Here is a 26,534-nt window from a genome sequence, read left to right as displayed (position 1 = left end):
TTTTATGTGAAACGACAATATAAAGGAGAGATTATCTTGCTTCATCAGTTTTCTCGAAATGAATTAGCCATAGGGCAAGCAGGATTGGAGCAGCTGAAAAGTAAATCAGTGGCTGTTCTCGGTGTTGGAGGAGTTGGTTCTTTTTCTGCTGAAGCGCTTGTTCGATCTGGAGTTGGACGTGTTATCCTTGTTGACAAAGATGATATTGACATTACAAATGTTAACAGACAGTTGCATGCTCTCATGTCTACAGTTGGAAAACCTAAAGTAGATGTGATGAAAGAAAGACTTTTGGATATTAATCCTGAGTGTGAGATTGAAGATGTAAAAATGTTTTATACAGAAGAAACATGTGAAGAATTTTTTGCATACAAACCCGATTACATCATAGACGCCTCAGATACAATTTCTTACAAGATCCACTTAATTAAAGAGTGCCACGAGCGGGGGATTCCAGTAATTTCAAGTATGGGAGCAGCAAATAAAATGGACCCTTCCCGATTATCCATTGTAGATTTGTTTGAAACAGAAAATGACCCAATGGCCAGAGTGATGCGAAGAGAACTAAGAAAAAGCGGTATATATGAAGGGATAGACGTAGTGTTTTCAGATGAAACACCAATCAAAATAAAAGAGGATGTACGAAATCGAATTGTTCCAGATACAGCTGAAAAGAGTAACATACGTAAGTCAAAAATGCCGCCTTCTTCTAATGCATTCGTACCCTCAGTTGCTGGACTAATAGCAGCAGGTCATGTGATTAATAATCTGCTACAAGGAATCGACATTCAACGAATGCATCAGTAACAAAAAAACTGTCTCTGATTACACGGAGACAGTTTAAATTAACACTTTTTTGAATGCAATTAGATGGAAAGCTTTTCTAAATTGCCGTTACGGTCCATTCGAAAAACATTAGAGGCAGGAAGACTTTCTTCTGTCATAGCCATTTCTCTTGCTCGATTCATCATATGAACAATAGTATCATAATCACGTTTCATTGTATTATACTCATTTTTCATTTCATTAATTTCTTGCTGTAATGTCTTTTTTGCGTGTTCTAGAGATGTAATCTCTTTTTCAATATCTTCTAGTGGAGCAGGACCATGTTGATCTAATTCATTTGCTACTCCATCTAGATGAGTGATAATATGGTCTATTGTAAGTGAACTGCTATGACGTGAAGGGTTAATTTGGTTTGCAGCTTGATTTGCAGTAGCACGCATTCTCATTTTGCGTTCTCGTTTTGCTTCTTTCACTTTGTGCTCAAATTTTTGGCGAACAATTGCATTCCAGCGGAATCCGCAGGCAGCTGAGGTTCTTTCCAACATATCCCCTGTTTCATCAAACGCTTTTAGTTGTGTGCTACCTTCACGAATATGTTTTAAAACAGTATTGGCCAAAAGGCGGTCGTCTTTTTCTGACCATGCATCCTGTCTCAAATTCATAATTATTCTCTCCTTTAATTCATTTGCGTATCTTTACTTCAAGTCATAAGGTCATAAGGGAATCCTGTCTTTAAAGCAAAAACTAGATTTACCGTTAATCAGTCTAGACGCTAAAATAATTTTTTATACGTGGTAATGTGAGGAATAAGAATTTATGAAAATACTGGTGTGGCTTATAGTTTAAGCATCATCTATTACATAGATTTAATGAAAATTTATCAAATTCTGGGTAGTGAAACGATTAGGAACAGCATTTACCAACTCTACTATATGTGAAGCAAAAAGATAGAAAAGATCGATTAACATTTGGTAATGTGTAGTATGTATTGTTACTTTTATAATGAAAGAAGCAAAGAGAAGATATCTTTTAGTGCCTTTAATGTCTATAACTTGGAGTGAAAAGTATGAAACATGAACCTCTAGCATATAAAATGAGACCGAATGTAATAGAAGAAGTTATTGGACAAAAACATTTGCTTTCTGAAGAAAAACCTTTGTTTCAAATGATTAAAAAAGAACAATTATCCTCTATGATCCTTTACGGCAGACCCGGAGTAGGCAAGACATCTATTGCCAATGCTTTTGCTGGTTCTACCGGCCTTCGATTTCGAAAACTTAACGCCACATCAAGTAACAAAAAAGACTTGGAGATTGTGGTAAATGAAGCGAAAATGTATAACGAGACAATCGTACTTTGTGTGGATGAAATTCATCGTTTTTCTAAGACACAAATTGAGTTCTTGCTCCCACATATAGAGAAGGGAATACTAATATTAATAGGATTAACAAGTGAAAATCCATACCATAATATAAATCTAGCCATAAGATCTAGGTGTTTAATTTTTGAGCTGCAACCGTTAACGAGAAGTGAAATTGTTGAAGGTTTAAAAAGAGCGGTTGAGGATGAAGAAAAAGGGCTTGGACAATACGGGGTAGATGTGGAAGAAAATACGCTGCAAGTGATAGCAGACATCAGCGGCGGTGACTTGAGGGCTGCATTTAATAAACTTGAAATTTCCTTTTTGAGCAGTGAAGTTGATAGTAAAAACCGTATCTCTATTACTGTGGAAACAGTGAAAAATTCTGTGCAAAAAAACGATCTTAATATAGATAAATCAGGGGATGGACATTATGATGTTTTAAGTGGCTTTCATAAATCTATTAGAGGAGGAGATGCGGACGCAGCATGTTTAATGCTTGCTCTCTTAATAGAGGCAGGAGATTTGGTAGGCATTTCTAGAAGAATATTATGTGCTGCTTATGAAGATGTAGGATTAGCAAAACCTGAAATGGGAGAACGGGCATTAGCGGCAATTCAAGCTGCTGAACGATTAGGTTTTCCAGAAGCAAGAATACCACTTGCCAATATTGTTATTGAACTATGCCTTTCTCCAAAATCAAACCGTGCTTATATGGCTATAAATGAGGCCATGTCTTATGTTCAGGAAGGAAAAAAAATAACGATTCCAGATCATTTAAAAGACGCTCATTACAAGGGTGCTGAAAAATTGGGGCATGGCATTGAGTATAAATATCCACACCACTATCCGATAGGTAAATTCGGCGGCTGGGTGGCACAGCAGTATCTTCCAAGCGGGATGGAAAATATTGGATTTTATAACCCTGGCGAAGCAGGACAAGAAGAAAAATTCAAAAAAGTATATGAAAAATTAAAAGAAGAACAGCTCCGGCAATTAAATAAAAATAATTAATTATTTTTTAGATAATATGAACTGCTGAGAAACATGTCAGCTTCCTGTAAGCATGCGTCATGTAAAAACATTTACATTCATGCTATAATGGCACTTGATTGTAAATAAATTTGTATTTTTACACTTATAGGAACATGTCATTTTATTGGTTAACAGTATAAGAAAACGCTAGGGTATTCAATGCATAAGACGTACGAACGCAGTCATCGCCACAAGACTGGCATTATTATGCTATAGAATGTGCATAAAACTATTTGGAAAATAGTAAAAGGGTAACTATGCTTCTGTCACCGCCTATCAGGCTCACTAATTGGGGGTTTCTTTATAAAGTGACAAGCCAGTTTTTCTAATAAATCATTAGATTTTGCTAAAATAGAGAGAAGGGAAAAAATGGAGAGAACATTCGTAAAAGGGGAACGCCTCTTATCAAGGTGGCTTATTTTTATGACAGGATTAATCATTATGTCATTTGGAATTGCCATGATGATTACAGCAGATTTAGGAAGCGCCCCGTGGGATGTCCTGCACATTGGGCTTCAAAAACAGCTGGGATTGACGGTTGGTACATGGAGCATTATAATGGGTATTTTTATTATTGGGTTTACCTCCCTTTTGCAAAAAGAATGGCCGCAGGCTGGCGGCATAGTCAACATGGTTTTAGTTGGCGTTTTTATAGATATTTTTTTGTTTTTATTAACGACACCTGATGCATTTTTGTTTAAGCTTTTGATGCTTTTATTAGGAATCTTGATTATTGGATATGGAATAGGAATTTATATTGCCCCAGAATGCGGTGCTGGTCCAAGAGACAGCCTTATGATTGCACTTCAAGAAAAAACAGGCTGGAAAGTATCCAGAGTTCGGGGGATAATGGAAATAACCGTTTTATCGGCAGGATGGTTTTTAGGAGGCCCTGTATTTATAGGGACTATTTTATTTTGTGTCGGTATAGGCCATGTCGTTGGTTTTGCCTTACCGCAATGCAGAATACTTGTTCATCGACTTATTGAAAGAGGTGTGAAATGTGAAAATATCAACCAAGGGACGATACGGACTAACTATAATGATGGCTTTAGCAAAAAAATACGGTGAAGGTCCTGTATCTTTAAAATCAATTGCAAAAGAACATTCTTTATCCGAACATTACCTTGAGCAATTGATTGCTCCTTTAAGAAACGCGATTTTAGTAAAAAGTGTCCGCGGCGCATATGGAGGTTATATGCTTTCAAAAGCCCCGTCAGAGATAACTGCCGGAGATATTATTCGTGTACTTGAAGGACCAATCAGCCCTGTAGAAGTTTTAGATGATGAAGAACCCGCCAAGCGGGATTTGTGGATAAAAATAAGGGATGCGGTTAAAGATGTTCTTGACAGCACAACATTAGAAGATCTTGCTTCCTATGAAGGAAAAGATGATCACGAATATTATATGTTTTATATTTGATTGTAAGCACTGTAGGACGGTGAAAACGTGAAAAATATTTATGCAGACCACGCTGCAACTACTCCAATTGATTCAAAGGCAGCAAAAGTAATGATGGAAGTAATGCAAGAGAGTTTTGGAAATCCTTCTAGTATCCATAGCTATGGACGAAAGGCTAGACAAGAGTTAGATAAAGCCCGAGATCAGTTAGCTCAAACAGTTGGAGCTTCCCCTGATGAAATTGTTTTAACGAGCGGAGGAACAGAAGCTGATAATATTGCTATTATTGGTTATGCACAAGCAAATAAAGACCGGGGCAATCACATTATTACGACAAAAATAGAACATCATGCAGTGCTTCATACTTGTGAGAAACTTGAAAAGTATGGGTTTGAGATCACTTATCTTCCTGTAGACAATGAAGGTTTTGTCCAACTAGACAAGCTAAATGAGGCAATAACAGATCGTACAATTTTAATAACTATAATGCATGGCAATAATGAAGTAGGTACGCTGCAGCCCATTTCACAAATTGCAGAATTAGCATCTACATGTAATATTGCTTTTCATAGTGATGCCGTACAATCTTATGGACTGGCAGATATCGATATAAATGATATACCTCTAACGATGATGACTGTTTCTTCACATAAAATCAACGGCCCAAAAGGAGCCGGATTTTTGTATGTTAAAAAAGGTACAAAGCTGACCCCTTTTTTAACTGGTGGAGAACAGGAGAAAAAACGTAGAGCAGGTACGGAAAATTTAGCTGCAGCTGCAGGGTTTGCAAAAGCAGCAGAGATTGCAATGCAAGAACGACAAAAGAGATTTGACACTTACAAAACATTAAGCGATCAGTTTTTAAAAGCATTGCAGGCTGAAAAAATACCATTTGAAATGAACGGGCCGGATAAAGGTAAGCTCCCTCATATTACAAATATTTATTTTCCAAATATACAATTGGAGTCTTTTCTCGTGCAGTTAGATCTTGCAGGAGTTGCAGCATCAAGCGGTTCTGCTTGCACGGCTGGTTCCGTAGAACCATCTCACGTATTAAGCGCAATGTTTGATGATAAAAATAGGGCGTCTTCCTCTGTAAGGTTCAGCTTTGGAAAGGGAAATACAGCCGACGACATGGAATATATAGCTGCTGAGATACGAAAAATATTAGATCGAATCAAATCTATTTAAGAAAGGAGGAAACTGATATGTCTAATTCACAAAAAAAACCAGAAGATACAAGAGTAATTGTAGGAATGTCAGGCGGTGTGGATTCTTCGGTAACAGCCGCTCTTTTAAAAGATGAAGGATATGAAGTAATCGGTATTTTTATGAAGAATTGGGATGATACGGACGAAAACGGTGTCTGCACGGCTACTGAAGATTATGATGACGTTATAAAAGTATGCAATCAGCTTGAAATCCCTTATTATGCAGTGAACTTTGAGCAGAAGTATTGGGACCATGTGTTCACCTATTTTCTAGACGAATATAAAGCGGGAAGAACGCCAAACCCCGATGTGATGTGCAACAAAGAAATTAAGTTTAAAGCCTTTCTTGACCATGCTATGTCTCTGGGGGCTGATTATCTTGCTACTGGTCACTATGCAAGAGTGCAAAGAGAAGAAAACGGCACGGTTTCTATGCTGCGCGGAATAGATAACAACAAAGATCAAACGTACTTTTTGAACCAATTAAATCAAGATCAGCTTCAAAAAGTAATGTTTCCGCTCGGACACTTAACAAAAAAAGAAGTCAGGGCGATCGCTGAAGAAAAAGGGCTTGCTACAGCTGGCAAAAAGGACAGCACTGGTATTTGTTTTATTGGTGAACGTAATTTTAAAGATTTTTTGAAATCATATTTGCCAGCACAGCCAGGCAGCATGGTTACACCGGATGGAGAAGAAAAGGGAACACATGAGGGCCTTATGTATTACACACTAGGTCAAAGACAAGGGTTAGGCATTGGCGGCTCCGGGGAACCGTGGTTTGTTATAGATAAAAATTTAGAAGATAATACACTCATTGTAGGACAAGGTTTTCATCATCCTGGTCTTTATTCAGAAGGACTTTATGCGTCTGATATGAACTGGATAAATGGTAAAGAAAGAAACGAACCTTTTTCTTGTACTGCAAAATTCCGCTATCGTCAATCCGATCAAGAGGTCGTTGTTTATCCAAGTGAAAAAGGTACAAGAAAAATCATGTTTAAAACTTCACAACGGGCAATCACTCCTGGTCAGTCTGTCGTGTTATATGATGGAGACATCTGTCTTGGAGGCGGAACAATTGAACAAGCAATAAAAATAAGGGAAGGCGTAGGGGCGTAAGACGTCTTCCCTTTCATACATATGGAAAATTCTTCAAACATCAGGATTCAAGTGGAGAGTGATGAAGATATGAGTTCCAACGAACAAGCGATGAAAGCTATACAAAATGGCGAGTTGGAAAAAGCACTGGAGTTATTAAATAAGGCTATTGAAGAAGAACCCGAAGATCCGTTGGCCTATATCAATTTTGGAAACCTTCTCGCTGAAATGGGAGAGAGCGACAAAGCACTTAACTTTTTTCAAAAAGCATTAGAATTAAATAATGAGGCAGCTGCTGCTTACTACGGGGCAGGGAATGTTTTATACAACGCAGAAAAATACGCAGAAGCTGTTACGATGTACCAGCAAGCCCACAAGGCAGGGTTAGACGACGACAGTTTACATTACATGATGGGAATGTCTTATATGCAATCTGGAAGACTTCCTCATGCACTAGCCTCGTTACAAAGAGCATTGGAGTGTAACCCAAGTGACACGGATGCACGATTTTACTATGGACTATGTTTAGCTCAATCTCACCAAATTGATGAAGCTGTTCCCCATTTTAAAAGAGTAATCAAAGAAGATCAAACACACGCGGATGCTTATTATAATTTAGGTGTTGCCAGCATGTATCAAGACGAATTAAAAGAAGCTATTTTTTATTTTGATCAAGCAATTGAACAGCAGCCTGACCATTTGTTAGCCCAGAATGGGAAAGAACAAGCAAAAAAGCTGCTGGATAAATAATCCGGAGGTTTCTTATGTCAAGTGTTCCTTACGAAAACGATTCACCTTCCGAATCGTTTATAAGCGGCACAGTCGTCCATGTCATTTTTAGAAATGAAGAAAATGGGTATACCGTTCTCATTGTAAAAGTGAGAAAATCTTATCCCAAGGCAGACGAGAAAAAAGTAACTGTTGTTGGTTACTTCCCATCAGTGGAAACGGATGAACGGTATTATTTTGAAGGAGTCTTTAAAGAGCATCCGCGTTTTGGAAAACAATATCACGTTCAATCATATAAAAAAGAAATACCGACTGAAAAAGAAGCACTTGTTGCATATCTTTCAAGTGAGCGCTTTCCAGGGATAGGTGAAAAAACGGCCTCTCTACTAGTTGAAAAATTCGGGGAAAACGTGATCGGAAAAATTCTTGATGATCCGGATAAACTCAAAAAATTATCTGGATTAAATCAAAAAAGAAGGCAGAATATTTACCAGGCCATGCTTGAGAACCAGGGAATGGAACAAGCGATGACAATGCTGACCCAATATGGATTTGGAATGGAGCTGGCTGTAAAAATATATAATGCGTACCGAGAGCGTACCTTTGATGTCATACAGGATACACCATATCAGTTAGTTTGGGATATAGAAGGAGTGGGATTTTACAAAGCAGACAAATTAGGAAAAAGTCTTGGCATTAAACGCAATGATCCCGAACGTGTTAAAGCTGGAATGTTATATATTTTGTATGAAAAAACAATGCAGGACGGACATGTGTATGTACCGTGGTCTCTTCTCACCCAAGAATCAAAGTACTTATTAAACGATTCTCAAAATAAAATAAGTAATGAATTATTAGAATTAGCACTGATTGAACTTGCCGAAGAAGATAAATTAATTCAAGAAGACGATAGGGTTTATATGGCGTCTCTTTATTTTGCAGAAAAAGGGTTTGTTACTAAAGTTAAAAAATTGCTTGAGCGAGAAGAAGATGCGGCTTTTTCTGAAGCGGAATTTTTAAAAGCGCTTGGTGAAACAGAGGAGCAATTTGGTATTGAGTACGCCGACCATCAAAAAGAAGCCATTCAAAAAGCGGTTCACTCCCCTTTAATGATACTGACAGGGGGCCCTGGAACTGGGAAAACCACTGTCATACGGGCCATTGTAGAAATATTCTCCAAGCTGCATGGGTTTTCGCTCGACCGTTCAGCTTATAAAAAAGAAGAACCATTTCCAGTGCTGCTGGCAGCTCCAACCGGACGTGCTGCAAAGCGTATGAAGGAGTCTACAGGTCTAAAAGCAAGCACTATCCATAAATTATTAGGATATAATGGAGTGGATGGTGATGAAGCTTTTGAAAAAGATGAAGAAGAACCTCTAGAAGGAAAACTTCTAATTATTGATGAAGTATCCATGGTAGACATGTGGCTTGCCAACCAATTATTTCGATCTGTACCTGAAGACATGCAAGTAATTTTAGTAGGTGACGAAGATCAGCTTCCTTCCGTTGGTCCAGGACAAGTGTTAGGGGATCTAATTGAAACAAACATTGTTCCCATTGTTTCCTTGTCTGTTGTGTATAGACAAGCAGAAGGCTCATCTATTATTAATCTTGCTCACTCGATAAAAAAAGGCGTGCTCCCCCATGATTTAATGAGTCCTTGTAAAGACCGCCGCTTTTTTTCATGTAATAAAATTCAAACAGCCGATGTTATTGAAAAAGTCTGTGAAGGAGCTATTAAAAAAGGCTATTCACCTTTAGACATACAAGTGCTCGCCCCTATGTATAAAGGTCCGGCAGGAGTAGATGTGTTAAATAAAACACTTCAACGGCTTTATAACCCTCATGAAGATAAGAAACGGAAAGTCTTATTTGGAGAAACGACGTATTCCAAGGGCGATGTTATCCTTCAACTCATTAACAATCCTGAGGAAGGAGTATTTAATGGTGACCGCGGCGTAGTAGAAGCTATTTTTGAGGCAAATGAAACGGCTGAAAAGCAGATGCAGATCGTTCTGTCTTTTGAAGGAAAAGAGGTCACGTATACAAGACAAGACCTTAACCAAATAACTCTTGCATACTGTACTACCATTCATAAAGCCCAAGGAAGTGAATTTCCAATTGTAGTAGTTCCCATGCTTATGGCTTATAAAAGAATGTTGCAGCGGAATTTGCTGTATACAGCAATTACAAGAGCTAGAGATTATTTGATTTTATGTGGAGAAAACAGTGCTGTTGAATTTGCAGTTGACAATAAACATAGAGAGAAAAGATATACAACGTTGAAAGAAAAACTACTTGGTAAGGATAATGTTTCATTTCATGAATAAAGCTTAAAAAGGCAATATTATTATTATCCAGACAAAAAAGCAGATCCGTAAAAAGGTATATTCTTCAGAAAGTTGGGACATAATGGATAACAAATTTTCGTGTATACGAAACAATTTACGAAAAAAGGGAAGGTTATCTATATGGAATGTCCCTATTGCAAAGCAAAAAATACAGGTAAAATAGGTACAGAACATTATTATTGCTGGGAATGTTTTGTAGAATGGACAATTGAAAACGGAGAATATACTCTATATCAAGTCGAAGAAGACGGAACGCTTTGTTGTTTGGATGATTTGTTTGGGAAAAATTGGTACACTGAACACGGAGGATGATGGCAAAATGACAAAGAGAAGAAATATTTGGACTTCTCTTGCTGTAGCTGGTATTACATCAGCAGCAGTAGGAATGACAAGACGCCGTGGCCGTGCTAATTTTTCAGCTGAAAACATCTGGGATCAAACCCAGCACTGGGCGAAAACCTGGGGAAGAAAATAATAAAAAGCTGCATTTATAAGTGATCTTATAAGTGCAGCTTTTTATTAATAGGAAAGAAATCATACATTTTGTTGTAGGCGCAATGTAAATTTGCATGTTTTCTTTTCATAAATAATTATTATAAACCCCATCCTATAATGAGGAGGAGGGGTATCATTATGTTTAAGGAAAAGGAATGGATCTGGCTTCAGCGTCTTTTACTATTAGCTGTATCTCTATTGATTATCTTTTTATTAAGTTTGCTGAAACCGATATGGTCTTTCTTATTTAATACTGCTGGGAAAGTACTGCTTCCTTTTATTATTGCTGCATTTATTGCTTATTTACTTCATCCTATTATTGATTTCTTACAAAAACGCCATTTACCTAGATCTATTTCTATCTTAATTGTGTATGTTGTTTTTTTTGGAGGAGGAGCATGGACGATATGGTATTTTAGTCCAGTAATGTACATCCAGGTTGAAAAGTTCACACGCTATCTTCCGGAATATTTTGAGCAATTATATACCATTTTTTCTAATCTACATCATCGCATTGATACACTGCCGCCAGCAATTCATGATAGTATTGAATCAGCTTTTGAACAAACAGAATTAAAGGTAAAAGAGAGCTTGAACGGGCTAATTCATCAATGGAGAAATATAGTAGATATTATTATCCTTCTTCTATTGCTGCCATTTTTAGTTTTTTACCTTTTAAAAGATCTAAAGGCGATAGAAAGAACGATAAAACGTTTTGTTCCCAATAAATGGCGAGATGAAGGAGAACTGCTTGCAGGTGCTGTAGATGAAGCGCTTGGCGACTATATTAGAGGGCAGTTCATGGTGGCAGGTGCAGTCGGGCTTCTGGCAGTTTTTGGATTATGGCTAATAAACATACCAAACGCTATAATACTTGGGCTCTTTATCGCCATCACTGATATAATACCATATTTTGGCCCAATTTTAGGAGCTGCTCCTGCGTTAATGGCAGCGGCTTCGATTTCTACGAGTAAACTAATTATAACAATTATTCTGTTATTTCTTATTCAGCAAATTGAGGGGAACTTTTTGTCTCCTTACGTCGTTGGACGAAATGTTCATCTGCATCCTTTAGTCATTGTGTTTGCTCTTTTATTAGGGTTTGAAGTAGCTGGTTTTCTTGGTCTTTTGATCGCTGTGCCGATATTTGTAGTCGTAAATAATATTTTTCATACGTTTAAAAAGCAAAAGGTCACTTTGAGAAAAACCCTTTAAAAGCAAAAGCTACATTTTGCGGCCTTTCTGCTAACCGTCTCATAAAATACCCATACCAATCTTTTCCAAAGGGTACGTAGGTTCGGAAACGGTATCCTTCGTCTACTAAGGCTTTTTGCATTTCCACACGAAATCCATAAAGCATTTGAAATTCAAACAAGTCTCTTGGAATGTTATTTTCTTGCACGAACCTTTTTACTTTTTCAATGATATGATGATCATGAGTCGCTATCGCTGTGTAACTGCCATTGCTAAGGTGCTGTTTAATTATATTGATGAAATTGTTATCAATGTCGGACTTCTTCTGTAAAGCGACTTCAGACGGTTCCTTATAAGCTCCTTTAACAAGCCGCAAAGGGATGCCTTTTAATGCTTCTACATCTGCAGAAGCCCGGTGCAAATATGCTTGAATGACGGTGCCTGTATTGTCATACTTCATTCGCAGTTTTTTTAAAATGTCAATGGTCATAGGATAGCGGCTGAAATCTTCCATATCAATTCTTACAAATATTCCGTTTTTTTTGGCGGCAGAAAGAATCTTTTCCATGTTATACATGCAGATGTTTTGGTCAATATCAAGACCTAACTGAGTAAGTTTTAAAGAAAGATTGCAATCTACGTTTTCACTAACTATAGCATCCAACGTTTTTATACAGTACTCTGCTGACTTCAATGCTTCCTTTTCATCGGTGACAAATTCACCAAGGTGATCGACCGTACACATAATCCCATCCTCGTTTAATTGGTGTACAGCCTGCATTGCACTATCAATATCTTCTCCAGCAACTACTCTTGAAGCTCCTAATTTCAACCCCCACCGTTTAGCACTTTTATTTAATGTTTGATTTTGTGAAAGAAACAGGAAGAAATTCCGGTAAATATTTTTCAATACATATCTTCCTTTCCTATTAAATTTTTTCGCAAAAACATAAAAGAAGCGTAAATTTATAAAAGCATATGCACATTTTAGAAAATCAGAAAGGTTTTCTTTTAGGGAGAAATTTCATTCGATCATAAAACTATTTTGAGGAGGTTTATAACAGCTTTTTTGTTTATTTGTTTACTGCAAGTGTATTATAATTATATCTATGAATTTGAAAATGGATTAAAAAATCAATTTCTGTTCGGTCTGTATTTAAATTATTCATCTTTTTCTTCCTTAGCTGAAAAATATGGGATTTGACAGATTACTTCATTTTTTATACTGTTAAGAAAGCATAAAATTTTTCATTTAAGACTTGGCGAAAAGCGAATTTTTTCTCAATAAAAATTCAGAAAACATAGTGATAACATGAAGATGGGGAAAGTATGCTAAAGCCCTCTGCACAGAGACCGTTTTACTTGGCTGGAATAAAACGGCAGAGAAGAGTAGCAGAAAGCTGTCCCGGAGTGCAGTTAATTGCTGACGTGAACCTGCGTTAATGGTATAAGTTGACAGACTTTAGTCTGTAAACAGGGTGGTACCGCGAAACAAACTTCGTCCCTGACCATGGGGGCGGAGTTTTTTTACTGTCAAGAGAATTATATTTTCTATTGTGGTTAACTATTTCCATATTATTGGATCTGCGTCTTCATAAAAAATGCCCCTTGTTAAGAGGGGATGTTTTGATAAAAACAAATGTAATGGCAATGAGAGCATAATGAAAATATCATTACAACTAGGAGGAGTAAAAAATGAAAGCTTATACTGCTGCGGAAGTAAGACAGAGATTTTTAGATTTTTTTAAAGAAAAAGGACATTCCATAGAGCCTAGTGCTTCATTAGTCCCGCATGAAGATCCAACTCTTTTATGGATTAACAGCGGTGTTGCAACTTTAAAAAAGTACTTTGACGGCAGAGTTGTCCCGGAAAATCCACGTATTGTCAACGCCCAAAAATCAATACGTACAAATGATATTGAAAATGTCGGAAAAACAGCCAGACACCATACATTTTTTGAAATGCTTGGGAACTTTTCCATTGGAGACTATTTTAAAAAAGAAGCTATTGAATGGGCGTGGGAATTTTTAACGAGTGAAAAGTGGATAGGGTTTGAAAAAGAAAGACTATCAGTGACGGTTCATCCAGAAGATGATGAAGCTTATAATTATTGGAAAAAAGATATAGGTCTGCCTGAAGAACGGATTATTCGTTTAGAAGAAAATTTCTGGGACATCGGAGAGGGACCGAGCGGACCAAATACAGAAATATTTTACGACCGCGGGCCTGAGTACGGGAATGATCCAACTGACCCAGAACTTTACCCAGGAGGCGAAAACGAACGGTACTTAGAAATCTGGAATTTGGTATTTTCACAATTCAATCACAACCCAGATGATACGTACACCCCGCTGCCAAAGAAAAATATTGATACAGGTATGGGGTTGGAAAGAATCGTATCTGTTATACAAGATGCTAAAACGAATTATGACACCGATTTGTTTCTACCGATTATGAGGACAGTAGAAAGCATTACTGACCTTATCTATGGTTCTTCTGATGAAAATGATGTAGCCTTTAAAGTAATTGCTGACCATATTCGTACAGTAAGCTTTGCTGTTGGTGATGGAGCTTTGCCTTCTAATGAAGGAAGAGGATATGTTTTAAGACGATTGTTAAGAAGAGCGGTGCGTTATGCTAAGCTTATTGGCATTGAACGGCCTTTTATGTATGAACTAGTACCTGTAGTCGGTGAAATTATGGAAGATTACTATCCTGAAGTAAAGAAGAAAGAAGCGTTCATTCAAAAAGTGATAAAAAATGAAGAGGAACGTTTCCATGAAACGTTAAGTGAAGGGCTTGCTATTTTATCAGATATAATGAAAAAAGCAGAACAAGCTGATACTTCTGTTATATCTGGAGAAGATGTCTTTCGTTTATACGATACGTATGGTTTTCCTGTCGATCTCACAGAGGAGTATGTTACAGAAAAAGGTTTTGCTATTGACTTAGAAGGGTTTGAAAAAGAGATGCGAGCGCAGCGCGAGAGGGCAAGAGCAGCTCGCAAAGAAGACGCTTCTATGCGATCACAAGATGCGGTATTAGCTGATATAAAAGAAAACAGCCAATTTATTGGTTACGACGTTCTTCAAGCCGAGGCAGTGGTACAAGTAATCGTTCACGAAAAAGAGAAAGTTGATACCGTTTCTGCTAATAAGACAGCTCAGCTCATTCTTGATCAAACACCTTTCTATGCTGAAAGCGGTGGTCAGGTCGCCGATAAAGGAATAATCGTTAACGAAAAAATGAAAGCAAACGTTGTTGATGTTCAAAAAGCACCCAATGGCCAGCATTTACACACGGTTGAAATAGTAAGCGGTTCGCTTAGAACAGGCGCTGACGTTAAAGCTGTCGTAGAAGAAAGAGAACGAGTGGAGGTTGTGAAAAACCATACGGCGACACATTTGCTTCATCAGGCGTTAAAAGATGTACTGGGCGATCATGTGAACCAAGCTGGTTCTTTGGTTTCTGAAGATCGCCTACGTTTTGATTTTTCCCATTTTGGTCAAGTGAAACAACACGAGTTAGATCAAATTGAAGAAATTGTAAATGGAAAAGTGTGGAAAGCTATTCCTGTCATTATCGAACAGAAAAAACTTGAAGAAGCTAAAGAAATGGGAGCTATGGCTTTATTCGGAGAAAAATATGGTGACGAAGTAAGAGTAGTTCAAGTAGGAGATTATAGTATTGAATTATGCGGCGGCTGTCATGTAAATAATACAGCTGAGGTAGGAATGTTTAAGATTGTTTCAGAAGCAGGTATCGGAGCAGGAGTGCGAAGAATTGAAGCAGTAACCGGACAAAAAGCATACGAGTTTATGAACGACCAATTGAACATTTTAAAAGATGCACGTGATAAGCTTAAAGCGAGATCCCTGCAAGATGTTCCGCAGCGGGCTGAGGTACTTCAACAGCAAATTCGTGATTTGCAACGAGAAAATGAATCTCTGAATGCGAAAATTGGAAACATGGAGGCAGGAAATCTGCTTGATAATGTAAAAGAAGTAAACGGTGTTAATGTTATCGCACAAGAAGTATCAACTGCAGATATGGATGGCCTGCGCAACACAGTGGACGAATTAAAACAAAAAATAGAGTCTGGTATTGTAGTATTAGGTGCAGTAAATAATGGTAAAGTAAATCTTGTCGCTGGGGTGACAAAAGATTTAACCGAAAAGGGATATAAAGCAGGAAATATTGTTAAGGAAACAGCTTCTATATGTGGAGGCGGCGGAGGAGGCCGTCCGGATATGGCCCAGGCTGGCGGAAAAAATCCAGATAAACTTTCAGAGGCATTGGATGCAGTCACTGAAATTGTGAAATCCATTTCCTAAAAGGGAATAATTGGTGTACAATAAGGGCAAGATGTTGAAAGCATTGGACTGTTATATATAATAATTGTCCCTTTAAATAAATGCAGTACTTATTGAGGAGGTGTATGGGATGGGTTCAAACGACAACACCATGAAATTTAATGTCCAGGATGATTCCATAGACGTAGATGCCAGTGAAGTATTGTTTACGGTTTACCAGGCTCTTGAAGAAAAAGGATATAATCCAATTAATCAAATTGTAGGTTATTTGTTGTCCGGTGATCCTGCATACATTCCTAGGTACAAAGATGCCCGTACTCTCATCCGGAAGATTGAAAGAGATGAGCTGATCGAAGAATTAGTGAGGTCTTATTTACATGAACACGGGAAGGAGAAGGAATGAAAGTACTAGCCTTAGATGTTGGCATGAAAAGGATAGGGGTTGCTGTTTCTGATGCTTTGAGATGGACAGCCCAAGGGCTTGAAACTATTCATGTTAAAGGGGATAATCCACAAGAAGCATTTGGAAGAATATCGGAATTAATGAATGAACATGAAGCTTCTGAAGTAGTGGTTGGTCTTCCTAAAAATATGAATGGGACAATAGGTCCACGTGGGGAACAATGCCAAGAATTTGCCAGGCACCTAGAGAAAGAATTACAAGTTCCAGTCTATATGTATGATGAACGTTTAACAACACAGGCTGCAGAACGTACATTAATTGAAGCTGATATGAGCAGAAAGAAAAGAAAAAAAGTCGTTGATAAAATGGCAGCCGTGATGATACTACAAGGATATCTTGATCAAAATCAATAGAATGACAGCGGAGGTGTAGCGAATGGCACAAGAGGAAAACGAACGCATTGTAATCCCTGACGATGAAGGTAATGAACATCTTTTTGATGTATTGTTTACATTTGATGTAGATGATACAGGAAAATCTTATATGGTATTAACGGATGCTGGAGAAAATGAAACGGAAGAAGAAGTGGAAGTGTTTGCGTTCCGTTTTGAGGATGAGGGAGAAAAAGACTCAGATATCTCGTTATTTCCAATTGAAACAGACGAGGAATGGGATATCGTAGAGGAAATGGTAGAAACATTCAGTGCTGGTGAGATGGAGTAAAGAAATATTTAAATGAATGATAAAATAAGCTGCCTTAAAAGAGTGAAATTTCTCTTTATAAGGCAGTTTTTATTACACGGTTGGGAAAGTGTAGTTTAGACGACAAGCAATTGCTTTTTTTTCTTAAGATTTATCTAGTAGACCACAAGAAAAACTCTACGGTTACGATAATTAATGAATAAATGCCTTCCTTAAAAACCAGCTGTAACCGCTTTGTTACTATCAGCATTATGATTTTGTGAAAGTCGAATATTGACAAATGTTGTATAATGAAAGCGTTGGAAAAGGGGGAGGCTTTATGAGTGAGAAACATTCAAAAGATCAATTTACAGAACTAGCTGGACAAGCCAAAATTGTGAGACGGATTGTGTTAATTGTGATTGCTGTCATATTGCTTGTCATTATTGGAGTCAGTTTAGGCGGGTATATATACATAACATCAGCTTTAAAACCATTAGATGAAAAAAGCGAAGAAACAGTAGAAATAGAGATACCCATTGGCTCAAGTAGTTCGTCCATAGGACAAATACTAGAAGAAAAAGACGTTATTAAAAATGGAACGATATTCCGGTACTATGTTACGTACAAAAATGAAAAGGGTTTTCAAGCTGGAACGTATGAACTATCTCCTTCAATGGATATAGATGAAATTATTCATTCTTTAAAAGACGGAACAGTCATAAAAGAACCAGAATTGACATTTACGATACCAGAAGGTACTTGGTATGAGGATATTATATCCCAAATTGCAGATGCAGTACCTTATGAAGAAGAAGAAATTGAGGCACAACTTGAAGATGAAGAGTATGTAAAAGATTTAATAGAACGCTTTTCTATTTTAGACGAAGAAGTACTTGAGGCAGATATTCGTTATACGCTAGAAGGCTATTTGTTCCCGGCAAGATATGACTTTATGGAAGAAAAACCTGAGCTTACTTACATAATAGAACAGATGATTGAACGTATGGAGGAGAATGTGGTAGAATTTTCAGAACAACTAGAAGCAAGTGATTATTCGATACATGAACTATTAACATTAGCTTCTATTGTCGAAAGGGAAGCTCAGCATGAGGAAGATCGGCCAATCATTGCCGGAGTGCTTTTTAATCGATTAGAAAAAGGCATGAGACTTGAGGTAGATCCTACAGTTGCTTATGCGATAGGCGAACATCGTTATATGACTTCTTTAGAGGATACAGAAACTGACTCACCATATAACACCTATCGTTATGCCGGATTACCACCAGGACCAATAGCCAGTCCTGGAGCTAATTCCATAAGAGCAGTTATGCTGCCAGAAGACAGTGAGTATCTTTATTTCTACGCAAGGCCGAATGGTGAGGTCATTTATAATGATAATTACGAAGAACATAGAAATACACAAGAAACATATAGAAGTGAGTGGGAAGATGCGGAAGAAATGGAATAAATAAAAGTAATTTAGGATAATTTTTGGTCTATACATTTAGAAAAAGCTCGAGCGGCTTTCCTAAGTTATGGGAAGCCGCCTTTTAAAGATACATCTATGAAAAAAGAAAAACATTTATTAATGTACAGGAGAGACACAATGTATGCAGCCAGAAATGATAAAATATATACGTGATCTAAACAATGAGCCTAATCAATTATTTCTTGAAATGGAGAATTTCGCACAAAATAACAATGTCCCCATCATAGAAGCAGAAGCGTTAGAGGTTATGCTGCAAATATTACAAATACATAATAGCAAACGTATCCTTGAGATTGGAACTGCAATAGGATACTCAGCGCTTCGAATAGCAAATGATGTACCAGAGAGAAAAGTGATTTCTCTCGAAAAAGATAAAGGACGTTATGAAACAGCTCTTAACTTTAGAAACAAAAGTAAATTAAAGTCTCAAACTACGTTTATTCACGTGGACGCACTTGATGAGACTTTTTCTCTTGAAGAAAGCTCACCATTTGATGTATTATTTATTGATGCTTCGAAAGGAAAATATGAAGAATTTTTTATAAAGTACACCCCTTTCTTGAAGCATAAAGGCCTTGTCATAACAGACAACGTCCTTTTCAAAGGTCTAGTTGCTAAGCCCGAGGACGCTCCTAAACGTATTCGATCGATGGTAAGAAAAATTCATTCGTATAATAAATGGCTGGCAGATCATCCCTGTTTTTCTACAAAGTTTCTTTCTGTTGGTGATGGGCTGGCTGTAAGTCAAAAAATGTAAAAAAAGCAGGTGAGATGCATGACTGACAAACCCGAATTGCTTGTCACTCCTCATCAAGCAAATGACATTCCTGATCTGATTTCTGCAGGAGCTGATGCATTTTTAGTTGGTGAAGAAGCTTTTGGTTTAAGGCTTGCGGGGAATTTTGATAGAGAAGAAATGGAAAAAGCTGTCGAATTAGCCCATAAAACGGGAGCCAATGTTTATGCAGCAGTAAATGCTATATTTCATAATAATCAATTAAAAAACCTTAAGGAATATATTCGGTTCTTAAATCGTATAGGAGTAGATGCGATCGTTTATGGAGATCCTGCTGTTCTTTTAATAGCCAAAGAGACTGCTCCATCTATTCCCCTTCATTGGAATACAGAAACGACAGCAACGAATTGGCAAACCGTCAATTATTGGGGGAAACAAGGAGCCGAGCGAGCTGTTCTAGCCCGTGAATTAAATATGGATGCTATTACGGAGATAAAGGAAAATGCAACGGTAGATATCGAAATTCAAGTTCACGGTATGGCGTGTATGTTTCAATCTAAACGAAAATTAGTTGGAAATTATATGGAATACCAAGGGCGCAATTTACAAATAGAGCGCAGAGATAAAGAACGCAGTCTGCATTTATATGATTCAGAACGTGATGTGAAATACCCCGTTTTTGAAGATAGAAACGGTACCCACATCATGAGCCCTAGAGATATGTGCATTATTGATGAGTTAGACGAACTGCTTGATGTAGGAGTAGACGCCTTTAAAATAGAAGGTATTTTAAAGGATAAAGCATACCTTACAGAAGTGACTGCTCTTTATAAACAAGCGATAGACTTGTATTATCAAGACCAATCACTATATAACAATAAAAGAGAAATCATGTTAGATAAAGCAAAAAGTCTTCAACCTCGCACACGAGATATAGATACAGGCTTTTTCTTTAAAGAAACAGTGTATTAGGGGGGGTAGATGTGAAGGCAGCTGTACAAAAAAAGAAAGACAACAGAACAACCAAAGAATTAAAAAAGCCCGAACTGCTGTTACCTGCTGGGAACCTCGAAAAATTGAAAATCGCTGTTCATTATGGGGCAGACGCAGTGTATATAGGCGGGCAAGAGTATGGACTTCGATCGAATGCTGCAAATTTTTCAATTGAGCAAATGAAAGAAGGTGTAACGTTTGCACAAAAATATAGTGCAAAAGTGTATGTGACAACGAATATATTTGCTCATAATGAAAACATGGATGGGCTTGCTGAATATTTAGAATCAATTGAGGCAGCTGGTGTTGCGGGAATTATTGCTGCAGATCCGCTTATTATAGAAACGGCCAAAAAAGCTGCACCTTCTTTAGAAATTCATTTATCTACTCAACAATCTTTGACTAATTGGCTGGCTGTGAAATTTTGGAAGGAACAAGGATTAGAAAGAGTCGTGCTGGCTAGAGAAGTCAGCCTTGAGGAAATGCTTGAAATAAAGAAACACGTTGACATAGAAATCGAAACATTTATACACGGAGCGATGTGCATATCGTACTCAGGCAGATGTGTATTGAGCAACCATATGACAGCAAGAGATTCTAACAGAGGCGGCTGCTGCCAATCTTGCCGCTGGAACTATGATTTATTAGAATCAGACGGAAAAGAAGTAAAACCTCTCCATTCTATAAATGATGAACCTTTTACGATGAGCCCAAAAGATTTGAATTTAATTCAATCTATACCTAAATTAATGGATGCAGGGATTGACAGTTTAAAGGTCGAAGGCAGAATGAAGTCTATTCATTATGTAGCAACAGTTGCATCTGTATACCGAAAAGTAATTGATGAGTATTACACCAACCCTGAACATTTTCAAATAAAAAGAGAATGGTTAGAGGAGTTAGGAAAATGTGCCAACCGTGATACTGCACCGGCTTTTTTTGAAAATGTACCAACTTATAAGGAACAATTGTGGGGAGAAAGTAAAAAGAATGCCCCATATGAATTTGCTGGCATGGTCCTTTATTATGACAAGAAGACAAAAATGGTCACCCTTCAACAAAGAAATTATTTTAAACCTGGGGATGAAGTGGAATTTTTTGGACCAAACAGTAATAGTTTTAAACAAACCGTTCCTATTCTTTTTGATGATAAAGGAAATAAAATGGATGCTGCCAGACACCCTCTCCAAGTCGTTTGTTTTCAACTTGATCAGCCAGTAAAGCCTTGGGATATGATGAGGAAAAATAAAGAGTAAAATTATTTGTATTTTTTCTAAACGATGCGTATGATAATGGCAGAAAGAATTGTTTGTTATATTTAACCAAAGGAAGGCCTGTTCCTTAAAATCTGTGGAACAGCCTTTCTCATATTTATTTCGTGTGTATAACAATTTAAATATATGGTAATTATCAGTTAGAGGAGTGACTAATTAAAATGGCAGAAGAAAAACAGCATTATATGACAGAAGAAGGAAAGCACAAATTAGAGGAAGAATTAAATTATCTCAAAACAGAGCGTCGACAAGAAGTTGTTGAACGTATTAAAATAGCTAGAAGTTTTGGAGACCTCTCTGAAAACTCCGAATATGATGCAGCTAAAGATGAACAAGCATTTGTTGAGGGCAGAATCAACCAAATTGAAAAGATGCTGAAAAATGCTGTGATTATTGAAGAAGATGCTTCCAATAATACAGAAGTGGCACTTGGGAAATCAGTGAAGTTTAAAGAACTCCCAAATGGTGAAGAAGAAGTATATACAATCGTAGGGAGTGCAGAATCAGATCCGTTAGAAGGCAAGATTTCAAATGATTCTCCTATGGCAAAAAGCTTACTTGGAAGAAAAGTAGGAGAAGAAGTAACAGTGAGTACACCAGGAGGAGACATTGAAGTAGAAATTATTGAAGTAAATTAATTGATTTTATTAGCAGCGAGTTACTATCGCTGCTTTTCTTTTTCATTGCTTGGATACTCACTATAAGGACTCTCGGACGCTAGATAAGTTTGCTTTCATGAGGGAATATAAATTTTAGCAAGAATGAATCATGGACGTCGTCAAAATATTGAGGAAATCAGTATAAGTGCAACTAGCAGCCACCTTCACCTAAAGGGCTGGCGCTAGTTAAATATTTCTATTGTCAAAACATAAAGCATAAAAAAATCTATGGATTTGTGTAAAATACTGAAAAAAACGTAAAACCCTCTCGATTAAACTTATAAAATCTTATATTATGAAGAAGAGGATAGTTATTATTATGTGCTGAAAGGAATGGCAGGTGTTGAAAGGTGAATAATGATAACAACCGTGGTTTCGGAGAAGATACTCGGTATGAAATGCGGAAAAGAAAACGAATGAATCGTATCCTTAACGCTTCGATTGTTGCGGTAGGTGCTCTTATTATATTCTTTGCAGTGCAACTATTTTTTTCAGGGAATGACCAAGCAGTCGAAGAGAACGAAACAGATAATATAGCGAAAGAAGCGGAAACGGAACCTGTAGAAGAAACAGAAGAAGAATCGGAAAACGTTCCTGAAGAGGCTCCTGAAACGGAAGCAGAAGAAAGTAAAGAAAATGATAATCCGGATGAAACAGTAGAGAACTCCGAAGAATCAGAAGAAGAGCTCGATGGCCCCCAAATTCCTGAGGGAGATGGTGAAAACGGGGATTGGGAACCGATTGGTACAGAACAGTCTGGATCATTTAGCCATGATTTTAATAAAGGCAGTCAAAACTGGAAAGAAATGAAAATGGCTTTGAGGTATGCAACGAATCTCGATGAGACCGATGAAGATGATTTAAGATATTGGAGAATTGAAAACGGCGGTGACAGCCACACTGTTGTAGGAGTAATTAGTGACAAAAATAATGAAAACAATCCTTATCATGTGACGATGGAGTTTATTGAAAACGAAGGCTGGAAACCGATTGAAGTGAAAGTATTAGATTCAAATCCTCATAACTAAATGTATGGTAAGAGCAGAGCTGTCCCAAAGCAAGTTCAAACCCAGGGACGGCTCTTTTTCTAAATAAATCTCGTTTAAAGGAGGCTCATCCTCCAATTTAACTATATTACACAAAATAAGAAGGCAGGGCCTACTGTTCTGAAAGTATAAGTTTATAGGAAAACAATATAAGCAAAATGACTGATTCAAGGATGAACTAAGATGCCCCTTTGCCGAAGACGTACTTCCACACGATGTTCTGGAAACTCTCTGCTTCCTTTACATGCCGAACAAGCAGAGTTTTGCTAATACATTCATGTTAAAGGGCCGTAAACATAATAAGAGAAATACCCGGGCCAAAAAAAGGATTGCATTTAAAGGTAAATTACAATTTTTACAAGACCCGGGAAATTGCTAAAATTCATCAATTTTGTTTTCCCTTAAAATGAACGACAGCAGTATAAATAGGCCTAGAGGTAGCCGGATCATAATGAACGTGATGCTGAACATGATGTACATACAATAGAATAGCTTCGTTATGTTCTACTTGTTTATTAATTTTTTCTTCTAAATGATGAAGAGAGGGCGCTTCAAAAAATTCTATTTTATCTCCTATTGGCTGTAATTGTATACTCAAAAATGGCACCTCCTTTATGTAACCTTTAACTAACCGTGATAGTATTATAATATAGGGAAATGAGCATGTGAAGAAATGATAATAAGAAAGGGATTGTTAGGATGAAAATAGCAGTAATCGGAGCAATGGATGAAGAGGTGGAATTGTTAATAGATCATCTGGGAAATAGGATCGAGGAAGAAATTGGCGGAAGTTTTTTTTATAGTGGGTACATACAAGGACACGAAATTATACTAGTTAAATCCGGGATAGGTAAAGTAAATGCAGCAATTAGTACATCGATCCTGCTGGAAAAATTCCAGCCTGATGCAGTTATAAATACAGGTTCGGCTGGCGGGTTTAACCCAGCTTTGAACGTAGGAGATTTGGTGATTTCTAAAGAGGTTCGCTATAATGATGTGGACGCCACTGTATTTGGATATGAATTTGGTCAGGTACCTCAAATGCCAGCAAAATATGAAGCAGATGATACGCTAGTTCAAATAGCAAAAAAATGTGCTATAAACGAAAAATTAACGACGTTGGAAGGTTTGGTTGTCTCCGGTGATTCTTTTATGAGTGATGATTCGAGAGTGGCCTTTTTAAAAAATACATTTGTAGAACCACAGTGTGCTGAAATGGAAGCAGGGGCTATAGCTCAAGTTTGTTATCGATTTAACGTTCCATTTGTAATTATTCGTTCACTAAGTGATATAGCGGGACAGGATGCTAAACAATCATATGATCAATTTCTAAAAAAGGCATCCGTTCATTCTGCAAATTTAGTTCTTTCTATGATTGACGAGTTAAAAAAAAAGCAAATATAAATATACACAACAACTAAACATCTTCTATTTTTGGTTAAAGTCTCCTAATTATCCCTCTCATCCCCTGTGATATAATCAATTATAATAGTAGGCATAGGGAGGGGAGAGAAGATGGAAAAGGAGACAGAAGAACAGCAAAAATTGGCTCGGGATTTCTCTGCTTTCAGCAGAATATTGTTAACGCTGGCTGCGTTTCTCAGTTTGGGGTATTTTTTACCAGATACTTTTTCTAAACAACAGGAAACGACTGCTCTCATTATCATTAATGTTCTTTTAATGGTTTCCATTTTTCTCCATATTATAGGAAAAAGAGCAGAGGAAAAAGTTGATGAATAGATTGATTGAGTGTTTTTCATTGTTAGGAAACTAGAAAATTTATTGGTAAATGTACAAGAATAACAACGCCATTTAACGTACAAGACGTATTAAAGACCCCGTTGCAAACAAGACGTATTTCCACACACTTCGTTACGTACAAAGGATGAGTTGAGTTCTACACAGGCACAGGATGTTTTCGTCTTAACAGAAGTCATTAACCTGCTGTTAGGTGTTTTCCTTGCATGGCGGCAAGCCAGGTTTATCGGTTCATCATAAAAGATAAGGTAATACGGTTTTGAACCATATTCTCTTTTTTGAGAATGTGGTTTTTTACACGTTAGGGCAACATGCATGCCAAGCTGTATAAACAGAGGAATGAAAAATGAATATAGATGCTGAGTCTCTTAAAATGACTGAAGGCAGCTAGCAAATTGCCTTTTATCGGCAGCTAGCACGTCGTGTGCGTCCGTCGTCAAAAGTCACGTCCAGTGACAATGACGACATTAGTACATCCTGTGAGTTGACGGGTGCTTTATGAGTAAAAGTACCTTTGTTGGTGGTTTCCTTTATTTAAGCCAAGTTTTTAAAGCATGCTGCTATTTACTTAACATTCAAGTCCAATTCTTCAATAAAGTGTTTAATAATTCTAGCGGTCAACCCCCATATAACATAATCCTTATAAAAATAAAAATATTCTGGTATTACTCCTTTTTTCCACTGATAATTCTTGCCTCCTGGAAGGTATTCATAAGGAAATGAAGAGCCTGCTTCTACGTTTAGATATACATCATGGCGTTCAGGTTCCATATCGAGAAAAAAAGATAAAGGTACAGTAAAAAGCTCATCTACTTCTTCTTGATTGGGTGACATTGGAGCAGAACGGTTTAAAAAGCCTACATAAGGATAGATGATTTGGTTGAAAGGGGATACCATCCTATCTAGGCTTCCCGTTAAGGAAACGTATTCTTCCCTAACGCCTACTTCTTCGCACAACTCACGAACTGCAGCATCACCAGGAGTATGATCAGAAGAATCTACCATCCCTCCTGGAAAGCATATTTCACCAGGTTGGCGGTTCATATGTTTAGCTCTCACTTCAAATAATAAGTGCATTTCTTCTTCTATCTCTATTAAAGGTATTAATACGGCATAGCGGCGCATTTCATACTCATCAATAATTCCTTGTTTCCTATTTGCAAATCTTTTTAGAATTGTTTTTTTATTTACATTCACTTATATTATTTCCCCTTTTCCTTCTTTTCTTATTATGATAGCAGAGAATGCAGTTTAACTCATCATTATGGCCTTACGTTTGTTCATTTTATCATTGTGGTATATACAGTAATAAGAAGCTAATGAAGGAGGATTTTTAATGCCTGAGTCTAAAAGGCAAAATAAGAATAAATCAATTAAGACGACAAAGGACATGCCGCCCACCGTCCATGAAGACCCAGTCCCATTAGAAGACTTAAAAATAGAAGAAAAGGAAATGAAGAAAAAAGAAAAAACGAAAGATTCATCCTCAACCGAGAGAAAAGAGACAAAATAAGAAG

Annotated in this window: 28 protein-coding genes and 1 other annotated feature; of the genes, 24 read left to right on the top strand and 4 right to left on the bottom strand. The window is 37.3% G+C overall.

All coding sequences use genetic code 11. The annotated features are described in order from the left end of the window. The first annotated feature begins 36 nt into the window (after nucleotides 1–36). Complete coding sequence (locus tag FZF09_RS15550; RefSeq protein ID WP_158737621.1) at nucleotides 37–807, top strand: tRNA threonylcarbamoyladenosine dehydratase; 771 nt, start codon at nucleotides 37–39, stop codon at nucleotides 805–807. 59 nt (nucleotides 808–866) lie between these two features. Here FZF09_RS15550 and FZF09_RS15545 read toward each other — a convergent pair whose 3' ends face one another. Next, nucleotides 867–1,448 (bottom strand): RsfA family transcriptional regulator, encoded by a 582-nt coding sequence (locus tag FZF09_RS15545; RefSeq protein ID WP_158737528.1) that lies wholly within the window; start codon nucleotides 1,446–1,448, stop codon nucleotides 867–869. Nucleotides 1,449–1,852: 404 nt separating this feature from the next. Between FZF09_RS15545 and FZF09_RS15540 the strand changes: the two genes are divergently transcribed. The 10 genes from FZF09_RS15540 (at nucleotide 1,853) to FZF09_RS15495 (ending at nucleotide 11,682) form a co-directional block, all read left to right on the top strand. Beyond that, nucleotides 1,853–3,160 carry a replication-associated recombination protein A gene (locus FZF09_RS15540; protein WP_158737527.1) on the top strand — a complete coding sequence of 436 codons (1,308 nt, stop codon included), beginning with the start codon at nucleotides 1,853–1,855 and terminating at the stop codon, nucleotides 3,158–3,160. A 390-nt stretch (nucleotides 3,161–3,550) separates the two neighbouring features. Beyond that, the gene (locus FZF09_RS15535) at nucleotides 3,551–4,252 is read left to right on the top strand and encodes a YczE/YyaS/YitT family protein (protein ID WP_158737526.1); all 702 of its coding nucleotides are present in this window, start codon (nucleotides 3,551–3,553) and stop codon (nucleotides 4,250–4,252) included. After that, nucleotides 4,185–4,604 carry a cysteine metabolism transcriptional regulator CymR gene (gene cymR, locus FZF09_RS15530; protein WP_091586977.1) on the top strand — a complete coding sequence of 140 codons (420 nt, stop codon included), beginning with the start codon at nucleotides 4,185–4,187 and terminating at the stop codon, nucleotides 4,602–4,604. Before FZF09_RS15535 ends, cymR begins: the two co-directional genes overlap by 68 nt. A gap of 27 nt (nucleotides 4,605–4,631) precedes the next feature. Continuing rightward, entirely contained in the window at nucleotides 4,632–5,774 is a 1,143-nt protein-coding gene (locus tag FZF09_RS15525) for a cysteine desulfurase family protein (RefSeq protein ID WP_158737525.1), read from the top strand. Nucleotides 5,775–5,791: 17 nt separating this feature from the next. Further along, a complete protein-coding gene (mnmA, locus tag FZF09_RS15520) occupies nucleotides 5,792–6,913 on the top strand; it encodes a tRNA 2-thiouridine(34) synthase MnmA (protein WP_158737524.1) in 1,122 nt (373 codons plus the stop codon). A 69-nt stretch (nucleotides 6,914–6,982) separates the two neighbouring features. Further along, entirely contained in the window at nucleotides 6,983–7,642 is a 660-nt protein-coding gene (locus FZF09_RS15515) for a tetratricopeptide repeat protein (protein ID WP_158737523.1), read from the top strand. A 14-nt stretch (nucleotides 7,643–7,656) separates the two neighbouring features. Then, the gene (gene recD2, locus FZF09_RS15510) at nucleotides 7,657–9,951 is read left to right on the top strand and encodes an SF1B family DNA helicase RecD2 (RefSeq protein WP_158737522.1); all 2,295 of its coding nucleotides are present in this window, start codon (nucleotides 7,657–7,659) and stop codon (nucleotides 9,949–9,951) included. A gap of 141 nt (nucleotides 9,952–10,092) precedes the next feature. Then, nucleotides 10,093–10,284, top strand: a complete 192-nt coding sequence (locus FZF09_RS15505; RefSeq protein ID WP_158737521.1) for a hypothetical protein — start codon at nucleotides 10,093–10,095, stop codon at nucleotides 10,282–10,284. Between the two features lie 7 nt (nucleotides 10,285–10,291). Beyond that, nucleotides 10,292–10,447, top strand: a complete 156-nt coding sequence (locus tag FZF09_RS15500; protein ID WP_158737520.1) for a hypothetical protein — start codon at nucleotides 10,292–10,294, stop codon at nucleotides 10,445–10,447. Between the two features lie 158 nt (nucleotides 10,448–10,605). Next, nucleotides 10,606–11,682 (top strand): AI-2E family transporter, encoded by a 1,077-nt coding sequence (locus tag FZF09_RS15495; protein WP_158737519.1) that lies wholly within the window; start codon nucleotides 10,606–10,608, stop codon nucleotides 11,680–11,682. Here the strand turns inward: FZF09_RS15495 and FZF09_RS15490 are convergent. Beyond that, nucleotides 11,660–12,571: a proline dehydrogenase family protein gene (locus FZF09_RS15490; RefSeq protein WP_158737518.1), complete on the bottom strand. Its 912-nt coding sequence runs from the start codon at nucleotides 12,569–12,571 to the stop codon at nucleotides 11,660–11,662. The genes FZF09_RS15495 and FZF09_RS15490 overlap by 23 nt on opposite strands. A 396-nt stretch (nucleotides 12,572–12,967) precedes the next feature. Beyond that, nucleotides 12,968–13,170: a binding site (T-box leader), on the top strand. 186 nt (nucleotides 13,171–13,356) lie between these two features. Here FZF09_RS15490 and alaS point away from each other — a divergent pair. The 10 genes from alaS (at nucleotide 13,357) to FZF09_RS15440 (ending at nucleotide 23,241) form a co-directional block, all read left to right on the top strand. Further along, nucleotides 13,357–15,996: an alanine--tRNA ligase gene (gene alaS, locus FZF09_RS15485; RefSeq protein WP_158737517.1), complete on the top strand. Its 2,640-nt coding sequence runs from the start codon at nucleotides 13,357–13,359 to the stop codon at nucleotides 15,994–15,996. A 109-nt stretch (nucleotides 15,997–16,105) separates the two neighbouring features. After that, the gene (locus tag FZF09_RS15480; RefSeq protein ID WP_091586988.1) at nucleotides 16,106–16,378 is read left to right on the top strand and encodes an IreB family regulatory phosphoprotein; all 273 of its coding nucleotides are present in this window, start codon (nucleotides 16,106–16,108) and stop codon (nucleotides 16,376–16,378) included. After that, a complete protein-coding gene (gene ruvX / locus FZF09_RS15475) occupies nucleotides 16,375–16,791 on the top strand; it encodes a Holliday junction resolvase RuvX (protein WP_158737516.1) in 417 nt (138 codons plus the stop codon). The genes FZF09_RS15480 and ruvX overlap by 4 nt, the downstream gene beginning before the upstream one ends. A gap of 22 nt (nucleotides 16,792–16,813) precedes the next feature. Continuing rightward, complete coding sequence (locus tag FZF09_RS15470; RefSeq protein WP_158737515.1) at nucleotides 16,814–17,101, top strand: DUF1292 domain-containing protein; 288 nt, start codon at nucleotides 16,814–16,816, stop codon at nucleotides 17,099–17,101. Nucleotides 17,102–17,399: 298 nt separating this feature from the next. Next, nucleotides 17,400–18,530, top strand: a complete 1,131-nt coding sequence (mltG, locus tag FZF09_RS15465; protein WP_158737514.1) for an endolytic transglycosylase MltG — start codon at nucleotides 17,400–17,402, stop codon at nucleotides 18,528–18,530. A 142-nt stretch (nucleotides 18,531–18,672) separates the two neighbouring features. Further along, nucleotides 18,673–19,308 carry an O-methyltransferase gene (locus tag FZF09_RS15460; protein WP_158737513.1) on the top strand — a complete coding sequence of 212 codons (636 nt, stop codon included), beginning with the start codon at nucleotides 18,673–18,675 and terminating at the stop codon, nucleotides 19,306–19,308. Nucleotides 19,309–19,326: 18 nt separating this feature from the next. Next, entirely contained in the window at nucleotides 19,327–20,259 is a 933-nt protein-coding gene (locus FZF09_RS15455) for a peptidase U32 family protein (RefSeq protein WP_158737512.1), read from the top strand. Nucleotides 20,260–20,270: 11 nt separating this feature from the next. Then, nucleotides 20,271–21,536 carry a peptidase U32 family protein gene (locus tag FZF09_RS15450; protein WP_158737511.1) on the top strand — a complete coding sequence of 422 codons (1,266 nt, stop codon included), beginning with the start codon at nucleotides 20,271–20,273 and terminating at the stop codon, nucleotides 21,534–21,536. A 179-nt stretch (nucleotides 21,537–21,715) separates the two neighbouring features. Further along, on the top strand, nucleotides 21,716–22,192 hold the full coding sequence (gene greA, locus FZF09_RS15445; RefSeq protein WP_158737510.1) for a transcription elongation factor GreA: 477 nt from the start codon (nucleotides 21,716–21,718) through the stop codon (nucleotides 22,190–22,192). Between the two features lie 371 nt (nucleotides 22,193–22,563). Continuing rightward, nucleotides 22,564–23,241, top strand: a complete 678-nt coding sequence (locus FZF09_RS15440; RefSeq protein WP_233269521.1) for a YrrS family protein — start codon at nucleotides 22,564–22,566, stop codon at nucleotides 23,239–23,241. A gap of 403 nt (nucleotides 23,242–23,644) precedes the next feature. Here the strand turns inward: FZF09_RS15440 and FZF09_RS15435 are convergent, their stop codons facing one another. Further along, complete coding sequence (locus FZF09_RS15435; protein WP_158737509.1) at nucleotides 23,645–23,857, bottom strand: DUF2536 family protein; 213 nt, start codon at nucleotides 23,855–23,857, stop codon at nucleotides 23,645–23,647. Between the two features lie 101 nt (nucleotides 23,858–23,958). Between FZF09_RS15435 and mtnN the strand changes: the two genes are divergently transcribed. Next, nucleotides 23,959–24,663 carry a 5'-methylthioadenosine/S-adenosylhomocysteine nucleosidase gene (gene mtnN, locus FZF09_RS15430; protein WP_158737508.1) on the top strand — a complete coding sequence of 235 codons (705 nt, stop codon included), beginning with the start codon at nucleotides 23,959–23,961 and terminating at the stop codon, nucleotides 24,661–24,663. A gap of 111 nt (nucleotides 24,664–24,774) precedes the next feature. Continuing rightward, nucleotides 24,775–24,999 carry a YrhC family protein gene (locus tag FZF09_RS15425; protein ID WP_158737507.1) on the top strand — a complete coding sequence of 75 codons (225 nt, stop codon included), beginning with the start codon at nucleotides 24,775–24,777 and terminating at the stop codon, nucleotides 24,997–24,999. 582 nt (nucleotides 25,000–25,581) lie between these two features. Here FZF09_RS15425 and FZF09_RS15420 read toward each other — a convergent pair. Next, a complete protein-coding gene (locus tag FZF09_RS15420) occupies nucleotides 25,582–26,214 on the bottom strand; it encodes an NUDIX hydrolase (protein WP_158737506.1) in 633 nt (210 codons plus the stop codon). A gap of 139 nt (nucleotides 26,215–26,353) precedes the next feature. Between FZF09_RS15420 and FZF09_RS15415 the strand changes: the two genes are divergently transcribed. Then, nucleotides 26,354–26,530 (top strand): hypothetical protein, encoded by a 177-nt coding sequence (locus FZF09_RS15415; protein WP_158737505.1) that lies wholly within the window; start codon nucleotides 26,354–26,356, stop codon nucleotides 26,528–26,530. Nucleotides 26,531–26,534 lie beyond the last annotated feature (4 nt).

Origin of the sequence: Alteribacillus sp. YIM 98480 (assembly GCF_009765375.1) — a bacterium.
Lineage (GTDB): Bacteria > Bacillota > Bacilli > Bacillales > Marinococcaceae > Alteribacillus.
This window is presented reverse-complemented; position numbering and strand designations above follow the sequence as displayed.

What these genes read in the sequence shown, in the direction of transcription:
- FZF09_RS15545 (WP_158737528.1), bottom strand. Translation starts at nt 1,448, where the DNA reads ATGAATTTGAGACAGGATGCATGGTCAGAAAAAGACGACCGCCTTTTG.
- ruvX (WP_158737516.1), top strand. Translation starts at nt 16,375, where the DNA reads ATGAAAGTACTAGCCTTAGATGTTGGCATGAAAAGGATAGGGGTTGCT.
- FZF09_RS15500 (WP_158737520.1), top strand. Translation starts at nt 10,292, where the DNA reads ATGACAAAGAGAAGAAATATTTGGACTTCTCTTGCTGTAGCTGGTATT.
- FZF09_RS15455 (WP_158737512.1), top strand. Translation starts at nt 19,327, where the DNA reads ATGACTGACAAACCCGAATTGCTTGTCACTCCTCATCAAGCAAATGAC.
- FZF09_RS15495 (WP_158737519.1), top strand. Translation starts at nt 10,606, where the DNA reads ATGTTTAAGGAAAAGGAATGGATCTGGCTTCAGCGTCTTTTACTATTA.
- mnmA (WP_158737524.1), top strand. Translation starts at nt 5,792, where the DNA reads ATGTCTAATTCACAAAAAAAACCAGAAGATACAAGAGTAATTGTAGGA.
- FZF09_RS15470 (WP_158737515.1), top strand. Translation starts at nt 16,814, where the DNA reads ATGGCACAAGAGGAAAACGAACGCATTGTAATCCCTGACGATGAAGGT.
- FZF09_RS15540 (WP_158737527.1), top strand. Translation starts at nt 1,853, where the DNA reads ATGAAACATGAACCTCTAGCATATAAAATGAGACCGAATGTAATAGAA.
- FZF09_RS15460 (WP_158737513.1), top strand. Translation starts at nt 18,673, where the DNA reads ATGCAGCCAGAAATGATAAAATATATACGTGATCTAAACAATGAGCCT.
- recD2 (WP_158737522.1), top strand. Translation starts at nt 7,657, where the DNA reads ATGTCAAGTGTTCCTTACGAAAACGATTCACCTTCCGAATCGTTTATA.
- FZF09_RS15535 (WP_158737526.1), top strand. Translation starts at nt 3,551, where the DNA reads ATGGAGAGAACATTCGTAAAAGGGGAACGCCTCTTATCAAGGTGGCTT.
- mtnN (WP_158737508.1), top strand. Translation starts at nt 23,959, where the DNA reads ATGAAAATAGCAGTAATCGGAGCAATGGATGAAGAGGTGGAATTGTTA.
- FZF09_RS15515 (WP_158737523.1), top strand. Translation starts at nt 6,983, where the DNA reads ATGAGTTCCAACGAACAAGCGATGAAAGCTATACAAAATGGCGAGTTG.
- mltG (WP_158737514.1), top strand. Translation starts at nt 17,400, where the DNA reads ATGAGTGAGAAACATTCAAAAGATCAATTTACAGAACTAGCTGGACAA.
- FZF09_RS15425 (WP_158737507.1), top strand. Translation starts at nt 24,775, where the DNA reads ATGGAAAAGGAGACAGAAGAACAGCAAAAATTGGCTCGGGATTTCTCT.
- alaS (WP_158737517.1), top strand. Translation starts at nt 13,357, where the DNA reads ATGAAAGCTTATACTGCTGCGGAAGTAAGACAGAGATTTTTAGATTTT.
- FZF09_RS15480 (WP_091586988.1), top strand. Translation starts at nt 16,106, where the DNA reads ATGGGTTCAAACGACAACACCATGAAATTTAATGTCCAGGATGATTCC.
- FZF09_RS15505 (WP_158737521.1), top strand. Translation starts at nt 10,093, where the DNA reads ATGGAATGTCCCTATTGCAAAGCAAAAAATACAGGTAAAATAGGTACA.
- greA (WP_158737510.1), top strand. Translation starts at nt 21,716, where the DNA reads ATGGCAGAAGAAAAACAGCATTATATGACAGAAGAAGGAAAGCACAAA.
- FZF09_RS15415 (WP_158737505.1), top strand. Translation starts at nt 26,354, where the DNA reads ATGCCTGAGTCTAAAAGGCAAAATAAGAATAAATCAATTAAGACGACA.